At 42.6% G+C, this 22359-nt stretch carries 19 protein-coding genes; 17 read left to right on the top strand and 2 right to left on the bottom strand.

Features of this window, described 5'->3' with window-relative positions; all coding sequences use genetic code 11:
* Nucleotides 1-34 precede the first annotated feature (34 nt).
* Nucleotides 35-1123 (bottom strand): coiled-coil domain-containing protein, encoded by a 1089-nt coding sequence (locus KFT32_RS02230; RefSeq protein WP_211745457.1) that lies wholly within the window; start codon nucleotides 1121-1123, stop codon nucleotides 35-37.
* A gap of 110 nt (nucleotides 1124-1233) precedes the next feature.
* Nucleotides 1234-1470 (bottom strand): DUF2626 family protein, encoded by a 237-nt coding sequence (locus KFT32_RS02225; protein WP_211745456.1) that lies wholly within the window; start codon nucleotides 1468-1470, stop codon nucleotides 1234-1236.
* Nucleotides 1471-1748: 278 nt separating this feature from the next.
* On the opposite strand from KFT32_RS02225, the gene KFT32_RS02220 reads away from it, so the two are divergent.
* The 17 genes from KFT32_RS02220 (at nucleotide 1749) to KFT32_RS02140 (ending at nucleotide 22353) form a co-directional block, all read left to right on the top strand.
* Nucleotides 1749-2396, top strand: a complete 648-nt coding sequence (locus KFT32_RS02220; protein ID WP_211745455.1) for an RsfA family transcriptional regulator — start codon at nucleotides 1749-1751, stop codon at nucleotides 2394-2396.
* A gap of 126 nt (nucleotides 2397-2522) precedes the next feature.
* The gene (locus KFT32_RS02215; protein WP_211745454.1) at nucleotides 2523-3473 is read left to right on the top strand and encodes a ketopantoate reductase family protein; all 951 of its coding nucleotides are present in this window, start codon (nucleotides 2523-2525) and stop codon (nucleotides 3471-3473) included.
* Between the two features lie 3 nt (nucleotides 3474-3476).
* Nucleotides 3477-3863: a DUF3397 domain-containing protein gene (locus KFT32_RS02210; protein ID WP_249344835.1), complete on the top strand. Its 387-nt coding sequence runs from the start codon at nucleotides 3477-3479 to the stop codon at nucleotides 3861-3863.
* A gap of 150 nt (nucleotides 3864-4013) precedes the next feature.
* Complete coding sequence (locus tag KFT32_RS02205; protein WP_211745453.1) at nucleotides 4014-5678, top strand: peptide ABC transporter substrate-binding protein; 1665 nt, start codon at nucleotides 4014-4016, stop codon at nucleotides 5676-5678.
* A gap of 186 nt (nucleotides 5679-5864) precedes the next feature.
* A complete protein-coding gene (locus tag KFT32_RS02200; protein ID WP_211745452.1) occupies nucleotides 5865-6797 on the top strand; it encodes an ABC transporter permease in 933 nt (310 codons plus the stop codon).
* 3 nt (nucleotides 6798-6800) lie between these two features.
* Nucleotides 6801-7751 carry an ABC transporter permease gene (locus KFT32_RS02195; protein WP_211745451.1) on the top strand — a complete coding sequence of 317 codons (951 nt, stop codon included), beginning with the start codon at nucleotides 6801-6803 and terminating at the stop codon, nucleotides 7749-7751.
* A 12-nt stretch (nucleotides 7752-7763) separates the two neighbouring features.
* Nucleotides 7764-8759 carry an ABC transporter ATP-binding protein gene (locus tag KFT32_RS02190; protein ID WP_211745450.1) on the top strand — a complete coding sequence of 332 codons (996 nt, stop codon included), beginning with the start codon at nucleotides 7764-7766 and terminating at the stop codon, nucleotides 8757-8759.
* A complete protein-coding gene (locus KFT32_RS02185; RefSeq protein ID WP_211745449.1) occupies nucleotides 8756-9694 on the top strand; it encodes an ABC transporter ATP-binding protein in 939 nt (312 codons plus the stop codon). Before KFT32_RS02190 ends, KFT32_RS02185 begins: the two co-directional genes overlap by 4 nt.
* A 187-nt stretch (nucleotides 9695-9881) precedes the next feature.
* Nucleotides 9882-11516, top strand: coding sequence for a bacillithiol biosynthesis cysteine-adding enzyme BshC (bshC, locus tag KFT32_RS02180; protein WP_211745448.1), 1635 nt, complete (start codon nucleotides 9882-9884; stop codon nucleotides 11514-11516).
* Between the two features lie 14 nt (nucleotides 11517-11530).
* Nucleotides 11531-12796, top strand: a complete 1266-nt coding sequence (locus KFT32_RS02175) for an adenosylhomocysteinase (RefSeq protein WP_211745447.1) — start codon at nucleotides 11531-11533, stop codon at nucleotides 12794-12796.
* Nucleotides 12797-13059: 263 nt separating this feature from the next.
* A complete protein-coding gene (gene mraZ, locus KFT32_RS02170) occupies nucleotides 13060-13497 on the top strand; it encodes a division/cell wall cluster transcriptional repressor MraZ (protein WP_211745446.1) in 438 nt (145 codons plus the stop codon).
* Between the two features lie 93 nt (nucleotides 13498-13590).
* A complete protein-coding gene (rsmH, locus tag KFT32_RS02165; RefSeq protein ID WP_211745445.1) occupies nucleotides 13591-14541 on the top strand; it encodes a 16S rRNA (cytosine(1402)-N(4))-methyltransferase RsmH in 951 nt (316 codons plus the stop codon).
* Nucleotides 14542-14569: 28 nt separating this feature from the next.
* Nucleotides 14570-14968 (top strand): hypothetical protein, encoded by a 399-nt coding sequence (locus tag KFT32_RS02160; RefSeq protein WP_211745444.1) that lies wholly within the window; start codon nucleotides 14570-14572, stop codon nucleotides 14966-14968.
* Between the two features lie 40 nt (nucleotides 14969-15008).
* Nucleotides 15009-17303, top strand: a complete 2295-nt coding sequence (locus tag KFT32_RS02155; protein ID WP_211745443.1) for a penicillin-binding transpeptidase domain-containing protein — start codon at nucleotides 15009-15011, stop codon at nucleotides 17301-17303.
* An 87-nt stretch (nucleotides 17304-17390) separates the two neighbouring features.
* Entirely contained in the window at nucleotides 17391-19373 is a 1983-nt protein-coding gene (locus KFT32_RS02150; protein WP_211745442.1) for a stage V sporulation protein D, read from the top strand.
* Nucleotides 19374-19465: 92 nt separating this feature from the next.
* The gene (locus KFT32_RS02145) at nucleotides 19466-20953 is read left to right on the top strand and encodes a UDP-N-acetylmuramoyl-L-alanyl-D-glutamate--2,6-diaminopimelate ligase (protein ID WP_211745441.1); all 1488 of its coding nucleotides are present in this window, start codon (nucleotides 19466-19468) and stop codon (nucleotides 20951-20953) included.
* Nucleotides 20953-22353 (top strand): UDP-N-acetylmuramoyl-tripeptide--D-alanyl-D-alanine ligase, encoded by a 1401-nt coding sequence (locus KFT32_RS02140; RefSeq protein ID WP_211745590.1) that lies wholly within the window; start codon nucleotides 20953-20955, stop codon nucleotides 22351-22353. Before KFT32_RS02145 ends, KFT32_RS02140 begins: the two co-directional genes overlap by 1 nt.
* Nucleotides 22354-22359 lie beyond the last annotated feature (6 nt).

Here is a 22359-nt window from a genome sequence, read left to right as displayed (position 1 = left end):
GATGCTTCATGTGCATAGTCAGTTGTGAGAAGATCTATTTTAAGGAAAGCTCCATCGTTACTTCAAGAGTGTGTTCTTTGGTCGAAACGTCTGTTGCTTTGATGAAGGACATTAACTTCTGAGGATAGAATCCAAGATCAAACTCTTGTTCAAGCATATTACGTGTTGTATCAGGGAGTTCAAATTGGTTGAAAACTAATTTATCAACGTGAAAAAGAATTCCATTCTCTGGTTCATTGATCACCGTGTAATGTCCTTGAACAGCAAGCTCAAGGTTATCTCGTTTTCCGGATGCAACAATATAATCATCTGTAAACTGAAACGAAAAGTCGTTGAAGATTTCATTTTGTGATCTTAGAAAATCATTTAACTGAGCCTCGGTGATCCGAATGGTGTAGGTGCTGCCATTCATGGAGATGATCCCAGGTTCTTTTTGTACATATGACGGCAAGTTTTCCATAGCAACGGCTAGTGCATTAAAATATTTTTTTACTTCGTGGATTCCGATGTTATTCCAATAGGAAGTTAATTCTCCAATCAATTTCTCCATGATTTCACGTTGATTACTTGAAGAGAGCCCTTTTTCTACTTCTTTTTCGAGCGCAACAACACGTTCCCTTTGATATATTAGGTTTTGTTTTAGATCAGCAAGTTCTTGTGCACTACGTTCCAGTTCAGCAGAGGTGGTTGCTAATTCTTTATACTTTTTTTGATAAGCACGAAGTGTATCTTGGTCACTGGATATAATTATCTCGTAATAACTGGCAACGATCTGAAGGGAGCGTAAGGATTTGGAATTTAAAATAATACGGAGAAGTTGATCACGCTCACCCATATAATAGGATCTTACAATAGAGCCGGCTCGTTCTTCGTGAACAGCCATTTCTTCTTTATGTTTTTTTAACTCATCTTCTAGTGTTTGTTGTTTTCGTACATTTTGTTCTTGCTGATCCTCGGTTCGTTTGATTTCGTTATCAATCTCCACGATGGAGAGGCTGTTCTGCAGTACGTTCATCTTATCTTCTTCAAGTGAAGGTTCAGCATAGACATAAAAAGTGGGATTCGCCAACAGAAGAAAATAGAAGATGAACAATATAAGGCTGAAGCGTAAACGGTGTCGCAAATAATTCTCCTCCTAACGAAAGCTTGTACCTACATAAAACAATAATATGATAAAGAAAATAAATAAAGAACGGTTTGGCAGGATAGCCAAACCGTTCTTTATGGTTATTTCTATAGAGGATTGCCCATTACAAACACAGTCCAATAGCTAAAACCTGAGAAGCTAATAATCATGTAAGCCCAGAATAACAAAATATACGTTCTCTCGGTGAATTTTAAGTAGCCTAGAACAACAAAAAAGGCGGTCTGGAAGAAGAAGAGAAGGGCCATTTCTAGCATATCTGCTGCAAAAGCCATGAGACCAATCGTTAGAGTGAAAAAACCAAGCACACGAAACATGCGCGCCACGATAGTAACCCCCTTTCTTATAATACGCTCATATGTATACTAAGTAACATTATAGCTCTAAAGGAAAAAGGTGTAAATAAAAAATGGATATGAAAGCGAAATCTTTTAGGGTATGGCAGTACTGGAAATTGGAAATACATTTTAATATGAAATAGATTCTATGAACTCTATGAAGGGCATAAGAATGATTAAAGCTGCTTTTATAACCGGCTTACACACCAACTGAAAAATGCTTGGGGTGAGGTTGTGATAATGGATGTCGTTGGGAGGTTTATAGCATGACTGCTGTGAGACAAGATGCGTGGAGTGCAGAGGATGACTTAATTCTGGCTGATGTGACACTTCGTCATATTCGAGAAGGTAGTACTCAGCTGGCTGCTTTTGAAGAAGTAGGAGATAAGATTGGAAGGACTTCTGCTGCTTGCGGTTTTCGCTGGAACAGTTTTGTACGTAAAAAATATGATGAAGCTATCGGAATTGCTAAGGCTCAGCGCCAGAAAAGAAGTTATTCCAAAAGGCAATCCGCTGTACAACCACAGGTTGCTGCTTTATCCGTAACGGATACGGAAGAGATTGTTTTTCGTTCAGAAGCTTTTTCGGAAGAAACCTTATCTATTGATGCGGTAATTCGTTTCCTCAGACAATGGAAAGGGATGGTCCACGAAAATGCAAGACAATTGAAACTTCTGGAGAAAGAACTTCGGGAAAAAGAAGAAGAATTAAATGAATTGAAGTTTGAGAATGATCGTCTGTTTAAGCAAGTGAATGAGGTACAGACAGATTATCGTGTCGTGAATGATGATTACAAGGCTTTGATTCAAATTATGGATCGGGCAAGAAGGCTTGCGTTCTTATCAGAAGAAGAAGAAGAAGTGAAATCTCGGTTTAAAATGGATGCTAACGGTAATCTAGAACGGATTGATTAATAAGCTGGAAGTACCTAATGGCAAAACCCGTATTATCGCTATTTATGCGGTAGACGGGTTTTTGTCATATCCATCTTCTTGATATATAGTAGAAGAAATTATTTTGTAATGGGAGTTGGATATGTTTTGATCATTGATGTCATTGGAGCCGGTTCACTTGGATTGCTGTATGGAGGGGGGCTCGCGAAAGCGGGTGAATCTGTGCGATTGTGGGTGAGAACGGAGGAACAGGCAAACAAAATACAGGAAGCAGGTGTGCTGATTACCCAGCCGGATGGTCAAGTGGCCAAAGTGCGGGCTTCTAATTTAAAAATATATGAAATAAAACATTTTGAGGAGATATGGCAGGAGAAACAAGGCGATCTCATCATGGTTATGACGAAGCAGGGAGCAATTGATGAATTGATGAAAACGCTGATCAGTGCTCATGTAGACGCACCTATTTATTGTTTTCAAAACGGTACAGGCCATATTAGCAAAATAGCAGCTGCATTGCCTAAGGCATGCGTATTCGCTGCGATAACGACAGAAGGGGCAAAAAGAACAAGTCCGAATGAAGTGATTCGAGCAGGTTACGGAGAAACGCTTATTGAAAATGACGGAGAAGGTCGAATACATGATAGAAATGTAATGGATTATTTTACAAAAGCACTGTTAAAGGCAGGATTTAAAACGAAATCGTCGAATGAAATCGATAAGCTGATTTATCGGAAACTGATGATTAACGCCATTATCAATCCGCTTACTGCGATCTGGAGAATTACGAATGGAGAGTTGTTAGATAGTCCGTATCGATTGCAGGTTATGAGACAATTGTATATAGAGGCAACTTCTGTTTATGATGCACGATTTATCCCTTACGATTCCGATTTATGGGAGCAAGTGCTGGATGTGTGCCGTTTGACGGCAAGTAATCGTTCCTCAATGTGCACTGATGTAATGAGCGGACAAGCAACAGAGATCGGAGCGATTAACGGGAGTATCATTCAGATGGCAAAGGAGGCGGGATTAGAAACTCAAGGACATGAGCTTGTATATAATATTATCAAAGGAATGATAATAGAGGAGGAATTGTAGAAATTGAATGCGATCGAATCTTTCCTGATTGTGCTTAGCATGCTTCCTTTTTTCCCGTTTCTGCTCGTATACTTTATTGTTCTCCACTATAAAAAACATAAGAAAAGTGCGCTACTTACTGCAATGGATGTGACAACGGTTTTTCTCATAGCCGCTGTTGCAGCCTTATTCAATAATACATTTGATAATGGATTCGGTTTTTATTTGATATTGATTTTGCTGCTTATCGCCTTAGGACTGATCGGAAGTGCCCAGACCAGATTGAGAGGAAAGATCGATTATAAGAAGATGTTTAGGGTCGTTTGGCGCATGACTTTTGTTGTGATGAGCTTCAGTTATATAGTACTTATGGCATTTGGATTATTCAGTTACATACTTGATTTGGTGTAAGGTAACCTGACGCAAATTGTGTGCAAATTGTGTCGAATGTGTCGAAATTTGAAAAAAACTGCATTATAAGAAAAAGTTATATAGATTTTTTTGACCGCTGGTTGTATAATCTATAAACATATACCACATCTTTTTAGGGGGAAATGCTAGATGAAGAGGAAAAGTTTGCTAGTCCTTTTGACGCTTGTACTTGCATTTGGTACCGTACTTGCAGCGTGCGGTTCAGACAATAGCAGTAGCGGTCAAGGTGATGGTTCTTCCACACCAACAGAACAGGTTTTGAAAATTAACTTGAGCGCTGAACCACCAACTTTTGACCCGGCTCAAGCGCAAGACAGCCAAACGAACACCGTTTTGAAAACAATGTATGAAGGCCTTGTTCGTATGGATTCTGAAGGAAAAGAAATTCCAGGCGTAGCTGAAAGTTGGACGACTTCCGAAGATGGACTCGTTTATGAGTTTAAACTTCGTGAAGATGCAAAATGGAGTAATGGCGATGCATTAACTGCAAATGATTTCGTGTTTGCTTGGAAACGTGTACTTGATCCAGCAACAACACCAGCTCCACCTTATTCTTATCAGCTTTACTACATCAAGAATGCTGAGAAATTCAACACTGGCGATATCAAAGATTTCTCCCAAGTCGGCGTTGAAGCTGTAGACGAGCATACTTTGAAAGTAACTCTTGAAAATCCGACTCCTTATTTCTTGGGTCTGACTTCATTCTACACTTACTATCCGGTTCACCAATCGGTAGAAGATAATGACAAGTGGGCAACTAATAAAGATTCTATGATCACGAATGGTCCATTCACTCTTACTCAGTGGACTACTGGTCAAAAAATTGAAGTTACTAAAAATGAACAATATTGGGATAAAGATAACATCAAACTTTCCAAAATCGATATGTCTTTGACGCCAAGCGGTGCAACAGAGCTTTCCTCTTATAGAAGTGGAGAACTTGATTATGCTGGAGCTCCTAACGGCGAGGTTCCTACGGACCAAATTCCAGGCGTAAGTAAAGAATTGCCAGAAGAATTCAAATCAACTGGTATTGCAAGTACTTACTACTATATGTTTAACACAACGGCTGAGCCGTTCCAAAATGCAAAAATCCGTAAAGCATTCACGATGGCTCTTGATCGTCAAGCCATTGTTGATAACGTAACGCTTGGTGGACAAATTCCAGCATTTGGTTTTGTACCTCCAGGTATTAAAGGTGAAACTGCACAATTCCGTGATGAAATTAAAGACACGGATTACTTCCAAGAAAATGCAGAAGAAGCTAAAAAATTGCTTGAAGAAGGTATGAAAGAAGAAGGGTACACTACTCTTCCTAAAGTTACTTTGATCTACAACTCTAGTGAAGCTCACCAAAAATTGGCTGTAGCAGTTGCAGATATGTGGAAAAAAGCTCTTGGTGTTGACGTTGCAACGCAAAACCAAGAGTGGGGCGTATTCCTTGAAACTCGTAACAATCTGAATTATCAAGTGGCTCGTGCTGGTTGGTCAGCTGACTACAATGATCCAATGACATTTATGGATATTTGGACAACTGGTAACGGTAATAACGATGCTGGTTATGCAAACCCTGAGTATGATGCTTTGATTGAGAAAGCTGCAGGAGAAAAAGACTTAGCTAAACGTAATGAGTACTTTGCACAAGCTGAGAAAATCTTGATTCAAGATGACATGATCATTGCACCGTTGTACTACTATACGAATGTTTCTTTGACTAAGCCTTATCTGAAAGGTGTTAGCCTTGACTTTAGTGGAGCAATTGACTTCTCCAGAGCTTACCTTGAAGGCAAGTAAGCATGTAACAGTATAGTAAGTTCGGGATATATATGTGGGGAACCCTTATATATCCCGATTTTTTTATTTGTTTCAATAATTTCCAGAATCAAGTAAAATTCGCAAATAACTAGAATAGACTTTCTATTCTAGTTCTAATAAACTTTTAATTATAGCTGTTATTTTATGCGGGAGGTGTTCACGGTCATGGTAAGATACGTGATCAATAGGCTGATCTTCATGCTGATATCATTATTTATCCTCATCTCCGCTACGTTTTTCTTAATGAAGGCGATTCCGGGTAACCCTTTCATGGGTGAGAAAAATGTATCACCTGAGATTCAGGCTAAACTGATGGAGCAATATGGTCTTGATAAGCCGATTTTTCAACAATATACAAAGTACCTTAGTGATATCGTAACAGGTGACTTTGGGATTTCTATGAAAAGACTTAATCAGGATGTAGGCGATATTATTGGCCAAACATTCAGTGTTTCTCTTAAACTTGGTGCAGTTGCTATAGTAGTCGCTGTCATTGTTGGTATTTTGCTAGGAATGATTGCTGCTATGAATCATCGCAAAATTATTGATAATGTAGCAATGGTGCTAGCTGTACTAGGAATTGCGGTACCGAGTTTCGTACTAGCATCCCTCCTGCAATTTTATCTAGCTCAAGAACTTGGCTGGTTCAAAGTAATGGGTCTAAATGGTCCGCTTGACTACGTACTTCCGGTAGCAGCTCTATCTGCACAACCGATTGCATTTATCGCCCGGTTGACGCGTTCGAGTATGCTAGAAGTGATTCATGCGGATTATGTGAAGACCGCGAAAGCAAAAGGACTTAATAGTCTTACTATTATGTTTAAACATATTATTCGTAATGCAATCTTGCCGGTCGTTACTTATGTAGGACCTATGACTGCAAACATCGTTACTGGATCGGTTGTTATCGAACGTGTATTCGGTATCGGCGGTATCGGTAAAGTATTCGTTGATAGTATTACATCTCGTGACTATACGATGATAATGGGTATTACTATTTTCTACGGATTAATATTGATGGTGGCGCGCTTTATTACAGATATAGCTTATGTCATCATAGATCCACGTATCAAATTATCCAACGGGAAGGAGGGCTAGGTAATGTCAGCAAATCAATCTCATATCGATCCAAACAACATGCAGCTTACACCCGATGATTTTAGAAAAATCGGGACCGATGAGAAGCAGGCGGAAGTCATTCAAAGACAAAGTGTCTCTGCAATGCGAGATGCTTGGGAACGCCTTCTAAAGAACAAGCTTGCCATGGGCAGCCTAGTCGTCCTCATTATCATTATAGTTATGGCTATCTTAGCTCCGATGTTATCCGGGTATCAATACGATACACAAGACCTTATGAAAACCAATCAAGCACCATCTTCTGAACATTGGTTTGGAACTGATGATCTCGGACGTGACATGTGGGTTCGTACATGGTCTGGTGCGAGGATTTCACTGATTATCGGTTTTGCAGCAGCTTTTATTGACCTTGCGATCGGTGTGATTTACGGTGGTATCATGGGATTCTATGGTGGACGTGTCGGAGAACTAATGAACAAATTCTCTGAAATTCTATACGCTATTCCTTATTTGTTAGTAACGATTCTACTCCTCGTTGTACTTGAACCTAGTATAGGTACGATCATACTTGCTTTATGTATTACCGGTTGGATTAACATGTCCTGGATTGTACGCGGTGAGATTATGCAGCTCAAAAATCGCGAGTTCGTTCTTGCTTCGAAATCCATGGGTGCGAACTCTTCTAGGCTTATTTTCAAACACTTACTGCCGAATGCAGTAGGTCCAATTATCGTAACACTCACGTTGTCTGTACCAAGTGCGATCTTCAGTGAAGCGTTCCTTAGCTTCTTGGGTCTAGGTGTACAAGCTCCTCGGGCATCTCTTGGTTCTATGATCGAGAACGCCTTGACAGGATGGATGTATTACCCTTGGCGGATGTTGTTCCCTGCAGGTTTGATCAGCTTGATAATGCTTGCTTTCAACTTGTTTGGTGATGGCCTCCGTGACGCACTTGATCCGAAACTGAAAAAATAGGAGGTGGATGTAATGGATCCGTTGTTACAGGTTAAAGATCTTAACGTTTCTTTTAAAGTAAGAGACGGCGAGGTAAAAGCCGTTCGCGGCATGAATTTTGAGATCGGCAAAGGGGAGACCGTTGCGATCGTAGGTGAATCGGGTAGTGGTAAAAGTGTAACAGCTCAAACCATTATGCGTTTGATTCCGTCTCCACCATCCATTATTAATAAAGGTGAAATTATTTTCCAAGGGCAGAACTTGCTCAAGAAAACCAATAAACAAATGGAAGCCATCCGTGGTAAAGATATTGGAATGATCTTCCAAGATCCTATGACTTCACTGAATCCTACGATTAAAATTGGACACCAGATTACAGAAGTGCTTATTAAGCACCAAGGGATGTCTAAGGATCAAGCGAAAAAAGAAGCCATCGCTATGCTCAAGATGGTAGGTATCAAAAATGCAGAAGCTAGATTTAGTCAATATCCACATGAGTTCTCTGGTGGTATGCGACAACGTGCGATGATCGCGATTGCTCTTGCATGTAAACCTGCACTTCTCATTGCCGATGAGCCAACAACTGCTCTTGACGTAACGATTCAAGCTCAAATCATGGATGTTATGAAAGATATGCAAAGCAAGCTGGGTACATCCATTATTTTGATCACGCATGACCTAGGGGTTGTTGCAGGTATTGCTGACCGCGTTATCGTTATGTATGCAGGTGAAGTGGTAGAAACGGGATCAAAATATGAAATATTCAAAAATCCGCAACATCCATATACAAAAGGCCTGATGCGCTCTATGCCACGTTTGGATCAGAAAAAGGATGAGCCACTCATTCCAATCGTAGGTACTCCACCCGATCTGATCAAGCCACCAGTAGGTTGCCCGTTTGCAGCACGCTGCGACAGTGCAATGAGCATCTGCCAAAAAGTTGATCCAGGCGCGACCGTATTCAGTGATACGCATATGGCACGTTGCTGGGAACTTCATCCTATGGCGAAGGAGGTACATTCCTCATGAGTAACAACTTGATTGAAGTAGAAGGACTGAAAAAGTACTTTAATGTAGGGAAGAATCGTACACTCAAAGCCGTGGATAACCTGAACTTCCACATTCGTGAAGGGGAAACACTGGGCATGGTAGGTGAGTCTGGCTGTGGTAAATCTACAGCTGGTCGTACCATCCTTCGCTTGTATGAGCCAACTGCCGGAAGCGTGCGTTTTAATGGAACGGATATATACAAATTACCTCCTAATAAAATGAAAGCAATGCGCCGCGATATGCAAATGATTTTCCAAGATCCATATGCATCACTCAATCCGCGGTTTACCGTTGCTGACATTGTTGGAGAGGCACTCGATATTCATAATATGGCAGGTAGCAGTAAGGAACGTAAGAAACGTATCGAGGAACTGCTTGATCTGGTTGGACTTAATGCCGACCATGCAAACCGTTATCCTCATGAATTCTCTGGTGGTCAACGTCAGCGGATCGGTATCGCTCGTGCACTTGCTGTAAATCCGAAGTTCATTATTTGTGATGAGCCGATCTCGGCACTGGATGTTTCCATTCAAGCTCAAGTTGTTAACTTGCTGAAGGAACTTCAAGATCGCCTTGGTCTGACTTATCTCTTCATTGCCCATGACCTATCTATGGTTAAACATATTAGTGACCGTGTTGCTGTTATGTATATGGGTAAAATGGTGGAACTTGCTGAAAGTGATGAACTTTATGCAAATCCAATTCATCCTTATACCAAAATGTTGTTGTCTGCGATTCCAATTCCGGATCCAGATATCGAAGCAAACAAAAAACGCATCATTATGCCAGAAGACGATGCAGGACCAATTAGTAATGGTAAAGAAGGCGAAGGTTCTAAAAGTGCCTATAACCTGGATAACGCCAAGCTGATTGAAGTATCCAAAGGTCATTTTGTAGCTGAGCCGTACGCTTAATATGTTTTGGTTAGAAGCCGCCCGATGTTAGCATCGGCGGCTTCTTTTATATTTGTCAGAGGGAGAAGCTGAATGTGATGAACTTCACGAAGGAATACTCCTTCTATAGATGCGATTATTACTTTGACGGAAACTTAAGCATTCGGTACAATCGAAGAAGGCTTTAAATGAATAGGAGGATGACCTCATGAATGTAATTCCTGAGGCGCTTCGTAGTGGATCACCACTCGCGGAACATTATTTACGTTACGATGAGGCCATACATCATTTGTACGAATATGATTTTCGTGATGCAGGAAGCTACGCAGCGCGTGCTGAATGGCTAGATCGAACCGAAGATACACGGGTGGATCGGCAAGATATCGTAAGTTTTTTGCGTTCATATAATGGAAGACTAAATTCACATCCGGCAGTAATGCAAGCAATTGAGCGTTTGGCTGAACCAGATGCTTTGGTCATAACTGGTGGACAACAAAGTGGGCTCTTTACTGGATCATTGCTCGTTATTTATAAAGCGGCAACGATCATCAAGGCTGCACATGAAGCTGAGAAGAAGTTGAACCGTCCTGTCATTCCTATATTCTGGATTGCGGGAGAAGATCATGATTGGGATGAAGTAGATCATACTTATATGCTGACATCTGATCTTGGTATCACGAAAGTGAAAATGCCGGGTCGATATGACGGCAGAGCTTCCGTTAGTAATGTAAGCGTGGAACGGGATAACTGGCTTCAAGCAATACACAAGCTAGAAGAGTTACTTCCTGATACAGATTACAAGCCGGAACTGATTTCAAATATCAAGGAAGCCGTTCAAGATGAGTACCTCAGTTTAAGTGATGTATTCGCCAAGATGATAGGGCAGTTGTTTGGTTCCTACGGACTTGTAATGATGGATTCGGCTGATCCGGAGCTACGCAGGTTGGAAATGCCAATATTTGAGCGGATGATTGAAGATAATGACTCGCTGGAGCAATGTTATCATGAGTCAGCAGGTCGCGTAGTAACGAGTGGTTTTGGAACGCAGGCGGATGTAACACCAGATTGTGCGAATCTATTTTATATCCATGAAGGTGCGCGGTTGTTGCTACATAAAGAAAATGGCAAATTTATCGACCGTAGAGGGTACGTTTCCTTTACCAAAACAGAACTTATCGAAGTGCTAAGACAACATCCGGAGCGTTTCAGCAACAATGTACTTACAAGGCCACTTATGCAGGACTCTTTGTTCCCTGTGTTATCCACCGTGTTGGGCCATGCTGAGATTGCTTATTGGGCTCTTGCTAAAGACGCTTTCCACCGCTTTGGACTTCGGATGCCAATATTGCAGCCACGGATGTCGTACACTATATTGGATCACCATATTCAAAAATTAATGGATAAATATGATTTGAACTTTAATGACATCCAGTACTCTTTTGACGATAAAAAGAATGCTTGGCTAAGTAGTCTGGATGAGTTTGATATGAATGGACAGTTTGAACTATTAAAAACTTCATTCCATAAGCTATATGCTCCTGTACTTGAACAGCTGAATCAGATTGAACCTGGGCTCGGACGACTTGGTACAACGAACAGTGGCAAGATAGAAGAACAGATCGCTTATATGCAGCTGAGAACGAAGCAGGCAATAGCACAAAGACACGAAGCTTCGGTAAAACAATGGGACACTCTCGAGATAACGCTGTTCCCAATGAAGCGTCCGCAGGAGAGAGTTTATAACGTTTATGGTTATTTAAATCGCTACGGCAAGGAATGGCTCGCTGATCTCATGAACGTACCAGCTGATCTCAGCGGCAATCATCATATTTTGTATATATAATTGGAGGAACCAGGATGACTACGGAAGCACTAAGAAACAGTATTGTTGCTGATATGGGGCTTGCTCCAGAAGGACATCTTAAGATCGATTGGGTAGAAGCACATATGCCGGTACTTAACCGGGTTCGTAAAGAGTTTGAGGCAGATCTGCCTTTTCAAGGTCTTAACATTACGATTTGCCTTCATCTTGAAGCGAAAACAGCCTATCTTGCGAAAGTAATTCAAGCGGGTGGAGCCAAAGTAACGATTACAGGAAGTAATCCACTGTCCACACAAGATGACGTATGTGCAGCACTTGTTGAAGACGGGATTACCGTTTTTGCAAAATACAATCCAGACCCTGCTGAATATAAGCAATTGATTATTAATTCACTAGAAACCAAACCTGATTTTATCATCGATGATGGTGGGGATCTGGTTACGATTCTTCATTCCGAGAGACCGGAACTGCTTGAGACGATTCGCGGTGGAGCAGAAGAAACGACAACAGGAATTATTAAGCTGAAAGCACTCGAAAAACAGGGAGTACTCAAACTACCAATGGTGGCAGTTAATGACGCATACTGTAAACATCTTTTCGACAACCGTTATGGAACAGGACAATCCGCATTTGATGGTATTATTCGTACAACGAATCTTGTCGTAGCGGGAAGCACTGTTGTCGTCGTTGGATACGGATGGTGTGGTAAAGGTGTTGCTATGCGTGCCAAAGGACTTGGAGCAAATGTGATCGTAACGGAAGTTGATGCGATCAAAGCGGTTGAAGCGCATATGGATGGGTTCCAAGTTATGCCGATGGTGGAAGCTGCAAAACTCGGTAATTTCTTCATTACGGTTACAGGCAACAAGGATGTAATTACAGGGGAACATTATGATGTGATGAAAGACGGAGCTATTTTGGCAAACGCGGGTCATTTCGATGTCGAAGTGAACAAACCTGAACTTGCGAAACGTGCGGTCTCCATCCGTACAGTTCGCAAAAATATCGAAGAATACCGCTTCGCAGACGGACGCAAAATGTATCTGCTTGCTGAAGGTCGTCTCGTTAACTTGGCAGCTGCGGACGGCCATCCAGCAGAAATTATGGATACTACGTTTGCGCTTCAAGCGCTTGGTCTTCGTTATGTAAAAGAAAATCATGAAAACTTGGATCGTGCAGTCATTAAGGTTCCTTATGAGATTGATGAAAAAGTGGCTCGTTATAAACTGGAAAGTCTAAATATTGGTCTTGATACACTGACAGAGAAACAAAAAGACTACCTCGATAGCTGGAATGCTTAACCTGTTCTCGTTATCTTTGTAATTGGTAACTGCTAATTCTTTATTCAAAAGAAAAACAGCAACATTTTTTTGAGAGTGATGTGAAAAGCCAACAAAGGCGGACACATCACTCTTTTTTTGTGCGTCAAGGTAGTGTCTTAACATCTTTTCCAAAAAGTTTCAAAGCAAGCTAGAAGGGTTTTGATTTTTACAAGCGAATCTATTATGCTTAAGTGGTGGAAAGTGGAGCAAAGTGGAGAGCTCAGGGTGAGGAGTGGTAGACAATGTTTATGGGGGAGTTCCAACATAGCATTGACGATAAAGGCCGAATCATTATTCCGGCCAAGTTCCGTGACCCTCTTGGTTCTAGCTTTGTGATCACCCGTGGCTTAGACCAGTGTCTGTTTGTGTACCCAATGGAAGAATGGGCGATCATGGAACAGAAACTTAAAGCTCTTCCGCTGATGAAATCCGATGCACGTGCGTTCACACGCTTTTTTTTCTCAGGAGCAACAGAATGCGAACTCGACAAACAGGGCAGGGTAAATTTACCGCCCACGCTGCGAGAGTATGCCAAGATGGACAAAGAATGTGTTGTCCTTGGTGTATCGAATCGGGTGGAGATCTGGAGCAAAGGCATTTGGGAACAATATTATAGCCAATCTGAAGAAACGTTTAACGATATTGCCGAGAAGCTGGTCGATTTTAATTTTGAGTTTTAGCTAGCATGAGGAAGACAACAAAGAACTACACAACCTGTGCAGAGTTGAAGTAAACAAATCTGTAAATCAAAACAATGTCTGGAGGACAAGCAAGTGTTTCACCACATTACCGTACTCAAAGAAGAAGCAACCGAAGGACTGAACATCAAGCAGGACGGGATTTACGTGGACTGCACATTAGGCGGTGCTGGACACAGCTCTGTAATTGCCTCAAAACTAGGCCCGCAAGGAAGGCTCATTGCACTTGATCAGGATGATTGGGCTCTGGATAATGCAAAAAGCAAATTGGCGGAGTTTGGTACCGGGATTACACTCGTAAAGACCAATTTCCGAGATCTGACCGAAGTGCTAAGTCAACAAGACGTACCTATGACGGATGGAGTACCGCAGGTCGATGGTATTTTGTACGATCTAGGCGTCTCCTCTCCTCAGTTCGATGAAGGAGAACGCGGATTCAGTTACAACCATGATGCTCCGCTGGATATGCGGATGGATCAATCTGCTCTTTTGACGGCAAAAGACATCATCAATGAGTGGAGCGAGGAAGAAATTGCTCGAATTTTGTATGTTTATGGCGAAGAAAAGTTTTCAAGACGCATTGCGCGGGTAATAGGTGAAAAGAGAAAGTCTGCCCCTATTGAAACTACAGGCCAATTGGTCGATATCATTAAAGAGGGTATTCCCGCAGCAGCCAGAAGAACGGGCGGACATCCTGCTAAACGAAGCTTTCAAGCACTTCGAATTGCCGTGAATGATGAGCTCGGTGCATTTGAAGAAGCTTTGCATCAGGCCGTGCGTTGTTTAAAACCTGGAGGAAGAGTATCTGTTATTACGTTTCATTCCCTGGAAGATAGGATATGTAAACAAATCTTTAGCAGTTATTTGGCGAAATGTACATGCCCACCTGACTTCCCGTTATGTGTATGTGGAGGTAAAGGAACACTTCGGCTTGTGAATCGTAAGCCAATCGTACCTTCAGAAGCAGAACTGACGCAAAACCCCAGAGCGCGTTCAGCGAAGCTGCGTGTAGCGGAAAAACTTTAACCTATTGAAACGTAAGGAGAGTTGAACTATGGCCTATACACGTGGCAACCTGGCAATGAAAGAGAGGGCAACTGCTGAACAGCTAAAGCCCCAGAGCTATAAGGAGACGACGAAAGTCGTTACTCGAAGAACAGGACTGCCTGCAAGAGAGAAATTCTTGTATCTCATGACTGTACTCGTATGTGCAGTGGTAGTGAGTGTTTTGGTTGGCAGATACGCAAGTATTTACGACCTCAACAAGCAGACGCACACGGTAAACCAGAGTATCACGGTAGCAAACAAAGAAATATCTGTGCTCGATGTTCAAAAAGAAAAACTAGAGAGCGAAATTGTGGCTAAAGCGAGAGAGCTGGGTTACATTGAGCCATCTACCGATCAAAATGCCATTCGAGTTCAAAGAACGTCGGTTACTCCTGATTCTCCTTAGAAAAGGGATATATGACGGGTAAGAAATGTGAGGTTTGATTATGGGGAAAACAGGGAAAAGAATAAAACTTCGCACGCTACTTATTGGAGGGATCATCACCCTCTTTTTTCTTGTACTTATCGGGAAAGTATTTTGGATACAAGTTGTCGATGCGAAGACATGGCAGGAACATGCTGCTCTTTTGATAGATCGTAAAGAAGACATTCCCGCTGAGCGAGGAACAATTACGGATCGAAATGGGAATGTACTTGCTGCAGATGCGCCTGCCTATACCGTTATCGTTAATCCGGAAGTGATTCAGGAAAAAGGGATTGAGGATGTCGTTATAAGCGGGCTTCATGAATTGCTGGGTAAAGATGAGGCAGGTCTTCGCGCGGATGTAAGAGCAAAAAGGGAGAACGGAAAATATAGACCTTACCGTGAAGTGCGAAGTGAAGGCTATAAAATTGATCAGGAGTTAAAGGATAAAGTAGATGAGTTTATCAAACAACTGGAAAAAGAATATAAGGCTCCAACCGCCGTATATACGATAGATCAATCTAAACGGTTTTACCCAGAAAACAATCTGGCATCACATGTGCTAGGTTATCTCAACAAAGAAGGTGAACCCGTTTATGGTTTGGAACTGTATTATAATGACCAGCTAAAAGGAACAAACGGCAAACTTTTATATCAGGCGGATCGAAAGGGTCTTGAACTGAACAGTTCCAATACCTCGTATACTCCTCCTGTAAATGGGAAAAATCTAAAGTTAACCTTGGATGATACGATCCAGTTCTACATTGAAGAAGCGATGAAAAAAACGGTAGAAAAATATGACCCGATCAGTATGACGGTCATTGCAGCAGATCCTAATACCATGGAGATCCTTGGTATGGCTAATATGCCGAATTATAATCCGAACTCCTACTGGGAATCGGAACCGAAAAACTTTTTTAATCATGCGACTCAGTCCATTTATGAGCCGGGATCAACCTTTAAGATTGTTACACTCGCAGGAGCAGTGGAAGAAAAGCTGTTTAACCCGAACGCAACCTATGAATCAGGTAGTGTTACAGTAGGCGGACGTACCATCAGTGACGTAAGCCGCAATTGGGGTACATTAACGTATCTTGACGGTGTTAAACGTTCTAGTAACGTTGCTTTTGTCAATTTGGGTTACAAAATGCTTGGCGGTGAGAAGCTGCGCAGTTATATTGATAAGTTTGGTTTTGGCGTAAAAACAGGGATTGATTTGCCGAATGAATCCGCTTCTCCCATCCGTGAACTGCATTATGCATCCGATATTGCTGCCGCATCCTATGGACACGGTCTCGTGCAGGTTACGCCATTACAACAGGTGGCAGCCGTTTCTGCCATTGCAAATGGCGGAAAATTGATGGTGCCGCATCTGGTCAAAGAGATCAAAGATCCTAACAACGGGGAAGTTGAAACGATTGAACCGAAGGTAGTAAGACAAGTGATTTCGGAAACGACGTCGAAAACCGTTAGCGGCTATCTTGAACAAGTTGTAGCTGATCAGGAAAAAGGTTCTGGACGGTATGCATATATTGATGGATATCGTGTTGCAGGTAAAACAGGTACAGCCATCAAGATTGTTAATGGTAAATATGATCACACCAAGGCCGTGGTTTCTTTTATCGGATACGCGCCTGCTGACAATCCTAAGATCGCGATGATCGTTGTGATTGACCAACCGAATGACCCAACAGTAGGTGGTGGTACAGCTGCTGCCCCTGTGTTTAAGGAGATTATGTCTAAGTCTCTTACTTATTTGGGGGTTCCTAAAGAGGTAGCATCAGAGAGCCCTACCAATAAGACGGAAGTCATTCGCAAGAAAGCACCGGATCTAGTCGGTAAATCAGGGAAAGAAGCGAGAGCACTGCTCCTCGATCAGGGGATTGCTTATGAAACGCTTGGGAAAGGAAGCAAAGTCATCAAGCAGTATCCAGAGTCTGGTGTAGCTCTGACGCCGGGACAACGTGTGTATTTGCTTACAGAAGAAAGTGATACGATGGAAGTCCCCGATCTTAAAGGTGAATCTCTCCGGGATGCCCTGGAAGTGCTCACTCTGCTAAGAGTCGGCGTTAGAACCGAAGGGGAGGGTTTTGTTTCTGAGCAAAAAGTAGAGGTGTCTGGAGAACAGCGTACCGTTGTTCTTACGCTGAAGACAGCCAAAGAAACCGTAACCGGAGAACCCGATGAAGATGTTCCTGCTTCAGACGGAACGGAAAGCTCAGATAATAATGCGGATACAGGTGTAACGAAACCGGATAAGATTGCTGACATAAACGAACTTGATGGTACTACGGCAGAAGAGCGCGGAGATAACTAAAGGCTTGTTCTATTCCCTGGTTGTCCTGAATATTCATAATGATGAATAGCATTGTGAATGATGGAGACAAGTAGGGGGGAGATGAATATGGCCAAAGTGTCCAGTGTGACGCTTCGTCGCCGTTTGCTATGGTGCATGATAATACTGCTTATTTTATTTGCAACACTGGTTGTACGTTTAGCGTATGTACAATTTGTCAAAGGTCCGGAATTATCGGAAGAAGCCGAGAATTTGTGGCGCAGAGAAATACCGTATACCGCCAAAAGAGGACAAATTCAAGATCGGAACGGTATTTCTCTCGCTTACAATATTACAACGCCAACCATAATGGCTATTCCGGTACAAGTGAAAGACAAGGACCATACTGCTGAAGTTTTGGCTCCACTCATTGGAATGACAAAGGAGAAAGTACTGGGTATTATCTCCAAGAAAGCAAGAATAGTTCAGATAAAGCCCGGGGGCCGCAAAATTACGATGGAGAAAGCACAGGAGATTCGTGATTTGGAGCTTCCGGGCATTGTTGTAGCTGAAGATAATAAACGATTCTATCCCTTTGGAGATCTTGCAGGTCATATTCTTGGTTTTACTGGGATTGATAATCAGGGTTTGACAGGTATTGAAAAAACGTACGATGAAAACTTAAATGGAATTGGTGGTGGGATTGCTTACCTATCTGATGCCGCAGGGAGATTAATGCCGGGTTCAAGCGAGACTTATCAGGCTCCTCAAGATGGGCTCAATCTGAAACTGACCATAGATCAACCAATCCAGTCCATTATCGAACGTGAGCTTGATCAGGCTATGGTCAAATTTCAAGCCAATTCTGCGCTTGCCATCGCAATGAATCCCAAGACAGGAGAAGTACTTGGTATGGCCAGCCGCCCAGGTTATGAACCAGGTAACTATCAGGACTATGCTGCTGAAATATATAATCGTAATTTACCGGTTTGGATGACCTACGAGCCAGGTTCAACCTTCAAAATTATTACGCTCGCCGCGGCACTTGAAGAGAAGAAAGTAGACCTCAATAATGACCGCTTCTTCGATCCAGGATATGTTGAAGTCGGGGGAGCCAAACTTCGATGCTGGAAAAAAGGTGGACATGGCAGCCAAACCTTTTTACAGGTTGTGGAAAACTCCTGTAACCCGGGCTTTGTTGCTTTAGGCCAAAGGCTTGGCAAAGAGACGCTTTTCAAGTATATTAAAAACTTCGGTTTCGGCTCAAAGACGGGAATTGATCTTAGCGGAGAGGCTTCTGGGATCTTATTTAAACTTCCACAGGTGGGTCCTGTAGAGCTGGCTACGACTGCTTTTGGTCAAGGGGTATCTGTTACTCCTATACAGCAGGTAACGGCCGTCTCAGCCGCGATAAACGGTGGGAAATTGTACAAACCATTTGTTGCCAAAGCATGGGTCGATCCGGTAACAGGAAAAATCGTGGAAGAAACGGAGCCTGAACTGGTAAGGCAGGTTATCTCGGAAGAAACCTCCAAGAAGGTTCGGGAAGCACTGGAAAGTGTTGTAGCTAAAGGAACAGGGCGTCCCGCATTTATTGATGGATACCGAGTTGGTGGAAAAACGGGTACAGCGCAAAAGGTCATTAATGGACGCTACTCAACAACGGAGCATATTGTATCTTTTATTGCATTCGCTCCAGCAGATGATCCTCAGATTGTCGTATATACGGCGCTTGATAACCCGAAGGGAATCCAATTCGGGGGCGTTGTTGCCGCGCCAATTGTACAGAACATTCTGGAAGATTCACTTCATTATTTACAGGTGCCGCCTCGTAATGATCAGATTGCCAAAGAATATAAATATGGTGAAACACCCATCGTTACCGTTCCGGATCTTACAGGAGCCACGGTGCAGGATCTCTACGAGGATCTCAATATGAACTTTATGCTGTCTAAATCCGGATCAGGCAACACCGTTATCAGTCAGGCTCCAAAACCAGGGGCACGAGTTGAACGAGGTTCAACGATTCGAATCTACATGGGCAGTGAACCGAAAGATGCTCATCAGAGCGAAAAGGACACGACTAATGAAAGCAAAAAAGAAGAGGAATAAGGTTTTTACTCATCTATCTATGGACCATATTGCTAAGTAACGGATACAATAGGTAAGGATGACGTCTTATTTCATGGAAAGAAGGAATACATGTGCTGTTAAAACAATTTGCTTCCCTGCTGGCAGTAAGTGAACTATCAGGCAGTGGAAACACGGAAATCAAGGGAATTCAAACCGATTCAAGACAAGTTCAGGAAGGTGATATGTTTATATGTCTTCCTGGTCACACGGTTGATGGTCATGATTATGCTGACAAAGCGGTAACCATGGGAGCAGCTGCACTTGTCGTAGAACGAAAACTTGAACTGGATGTGCCACAACTAATTGTAGGGAGCAGTCGATTTGCCATGGCTGTATTCTCGGACCATTTTTTTGGTCAACCGAGCCAGAGGCTTAACATGATCGGGGTCACAGGCACTAACGGGAAAACAACAACAACTTATCTGATTGAACAAATATTGAATGATGCTGAATCGGAGACAGGGTTAATTGGAACGATCCAAATGCGTTATGCGGGTCAAACGTTCCCGATGTCAGGAACTACGCCAGAAGCTCTTGATTTGCAGCGCAGTCTTTATCATATGGCTGAAGCAGGCGTGAAAAATTGTGTGATGGAAGTTTCTTCACATGCTCTACAGCAAGGACGTGTAAAAGGAACCGAATTCCGCACTGCGGTATTTACGAATTTAAGTCAGGATCATCTGGATTATCATCACACCATGGAAGAGTATAGAAGCGCTAAAGCTTTACTTTTTGCTAGACTTGGCAATGGTTTCTCAGGTGATCTTCATAAACGTAAATATGCAGTTCTAAACGCAGATGATGCCGCATCGGCCTATTTCGGAGAATCTACCTCAGCAGAAGTAATTACATACGGAATCGATGCTGATGCTGATGTGCGCGCTTCGAATATTAAAATTACGGCACGAGGTACTTCTTTCCACGTGGAATCCTTTAAGGGGAATACGGATGTGGAACTCCGCATGGTTGGTAAGTTTAACGTGTATAACGCACTTGCGGCCATTACGGCAGCTTTGCTTGAAGGCATCCATCTCGATTCAATCAAACGTAGTCTTGAAGCCATTCCAGGAGTTGACGGCCGGGTAGAAGCAGTGAATGAAGATCAGCCGTTTGCTGTTATTGTAGACTACGCACATACTCCTGATGGACTTGAGAACGTACTGCGTACCGTAAACGAGTTTGCTGAAAATGAAGTGTTCTGCGTCTTCGGATGCGGTGGTGATCGGGATCGTACCAAACGTCCAATCATGGGTCAAATCGCAGCGAAATACAGTGATAGAGTGTTTGTTACTTCAGACAATCCTCGTACTGAAAATCCGGATGCGATTCTGGAAGATATTAAGCAAGGTTTGATTGCGGATGGTGTTGCACCTGAAAAATATGAGCTAATTGTAGATCGCAAATCTGCAATTAAACGTGCTATTGAGCAGGCAAGCCCTGGCGATGTAGTATTGATAGCGGGCAAAGGTCACGAGACATATCAAATTATCGGAACTGTCAAGACAGACTTTGACGACCGTCTGGTGGCGAAAGAAGCGATAAGGGGTATAACAAAGTGATAAAAAGAACGTTAGGACAAATGGCAAGCATGTGCGGAGGGACCCTTGTAAGAGAAAGTGATCGCGAAACGGTAGTAGAAGGAGTATATACTGATTCACGAAAACCTTCGGCGGGACAATTATTTGTTCCGCTCACAGGGGAACATTTTGACGGACATGAATATGTGGCTGACTGCCTTGCTTCAGGAGCAGCAGGGGCGCTGTGGCAACGAGACCATGGTAGCGCACCAGAAGGGGCGGTTATCCTCGTTGAGGATACACTTGAGGCGCTTCAAGAGCTTAGCGCTGCATATTTAAAGGAAAGTGGAGCTTCCGTCGTTGCCATTACAGGAAGTAATGGTAAAACAACGACGAAAGACATAGTATACTCCCTGTTGTCTACTACGTTTAAGGTGCACAAGACACAAGGGAATTTTAACAACCATATCGGTCTGCCTTTAACCATTCTGAGTATGCCTGAAGATACAAAAATTGCGATTCTGGAGATGGGCATGAGTGGACGTCATGAGATTGAACGTCTCACGCAAATCGCTTGTCCGGATGTAGCTGTTATTACGAACATTGGGGAAGCTCATCTGCTACAGCTTGGTTCGAGGGAAGAAATTGCTCGTGCCAAGCTTGAAATTACAGCAGGAATGAAAAATGGCGGACTCCTGATATATAACGGCGATGATCCTTTAGCAGATCGTGTGCTTGCAGAACCTGCAACCAAAAAACCGATGGAATTCAAGCGGTTTACTTTCGGTATGAACCTTACGAATGATGATTTCCCTACGGGAATTATGAATCATGCGGAAGGTATGGTCTTTACCTCGGTCCGTTCGGGTGAAGAAGCATTATCTATACCATTAATTGGTGCGCACAATGTAGTTAATGCACTCGCGGCTCTTGCCGTAGCAAGACACTATGGAGTGTCTTATGAAAATATTAAAAAAGGTCTTTCGGAGATTAAACTGACGGGAATGCGTATTGAAGTGCTAAAAGGTACTAGTGGAATTACCGTACTCAATGATGCTTACAATGCAAGCCCTACAGCGATGAAAGCTGCGATTGATGCGCTCACAGGTCTTTCTGGATTCGCTCACAAAGCGGTGGTACTGGGAGATATGCTTGAGCTTGGACCAAAGGAAGAAGAGCTTCATGAAGAGATTGGACACTATTTGACACCTGATAAGCTCGATCTGGTTTTCACATATGGTCCCTTGTCTTCTCACATTGCCAAAGGGGCACGGGTACATATGCCTGCTGAAGCAGTGTTTGCTTTTGAAGACAAGGTTGCTTTAATTAAGGAGCTTAAGGAAAGAATGAGTGCTAAGGATGTTGTTCTTGTGAAAGCATCCCGGGGAATGAAGCTTGAAGATGTGGCTAATGCCTTAATTAATGAACCATTACAGATCTGAAGTTAA

Origin of the sequence: Paenibacillus sp. Marseille-Q4541 (genome assembly GCF_018310695.1) — a bacterium.
GTDB lineage: Bacteria > Bacillota > Bacilli > Paenibacillales > Paenibacillaceae > Paenibacillus.
Note: the sequence above shows the minus strand (reverse complement) of the source record. Positions and strands in the feature narration are given on the sequence as shown.